At 54.6% G+C, this 1,025-nt stretch carries 1 protein-coding gene; it reads right to left on the bottom strand.

Going from position 1 to position 1,025, the window contains the following annotated elements:
* On the bottom strand, positions 1-1,025 hold a 1,025-nt coding region (gene tuf / locus ACQUTI_RS26310), incomplete at both ends, for an elongation factor Tu (RefSeq protein WP_062914393.1).

Genomic DNA, 1,025 nt, shown 5'->3' with positions numbered 1-1,025 from the left:
TCGTCCATCGCGATCGGGTGGATCAGGGTAACAACCATTTTGATGTTGTCGCCCGGCATTACCATCTCTACGCCTTCCGGCAGTTCGATGGTGCCAGTCACGTCAGTTGTACGGAAGTAGAACTGCGGACGGTAGCCTTTGAAGAACGGAGTATGACGGCCGCCTTCGTCTTTGGACAGAATGTACACTTCAGATTCGAACTTGGTGTGCGGGTTGATGGTGCCCGGCTTAGCCAGTACCTGACCACGTTCGATTTCTTCACGTTTGATACCACGCAGCAGAACACCTACGTTCTCACCAGCACGGCCTTCGTCCAGCAGTTTGCGGAACATTTCAACGCCAGTACAGGTGGTTTTCGCGGTTTCTTTGATACCAACGATTTCAACTTCTTCACCCACTTTGATGATACCGCGCTCTACACGACCGGTAACAACGGTACCACGACCGGAGATGGAGAATACGTCTTCGATCGGCAGCAGGAACGGCTTGTCAATCGCACGCTCTGGTTCCGGGATATAGGTATCCAGGTGGCCAGCCAGTTCGATGATTTTCGCTTCCCACTCTGCGTCGCCTTCCAGCGCTTTCAGAGCAGAACCACGAACGATCGGGGTGTCGTCGCCCGGGAAATCGTACTGAGACAGCAGTTCACGAACTTCCATCTCAACCAGTTCCAGCAGCTCTTCGTCATCAACCATGTCGCATTTGTTCAGGAACACGATGATGTACGGAACGCCTACCTGACGACCCAGCAGGATGTGCTCACGAGTCTGCGGCATCGGGCCGTCAGTCGCAGCAACAACCAGGATCGCGCCGTCCATCTGCGCAGCACCGGTGATCATGTTTTTAACATAGTCGGCGTGGCCCGGGCAGTCTACGTGCGCGTAGTGGCGAGTCGGGGTGTCATATTCAACGTGAGAGGTGTTGATGGTGATACCACGAGCTTTTTCTTCCGGCGCGTTATCGATCTGGTCGAATGCGCGAGCGGAACCACCGTAGGTTTTAGCCAGAACGGTAGTGATGGCAGC

Source organism: Klebsiella sp. 7-CIP_Kleb. (assembly GCF_050378655.1).
GTDB lineage: Bacteria > Pseudomonadota > Gammaproteobacteria > Enterobacterales > Enterobacteriaceae > Klebsiella > Klebsiella quasipneumoniae.
The sequence above is the reverse complement of the archived record's forward strand: the minus strand, read 5'-3'. Positions and strand labels throughout refer to the sequence as shown.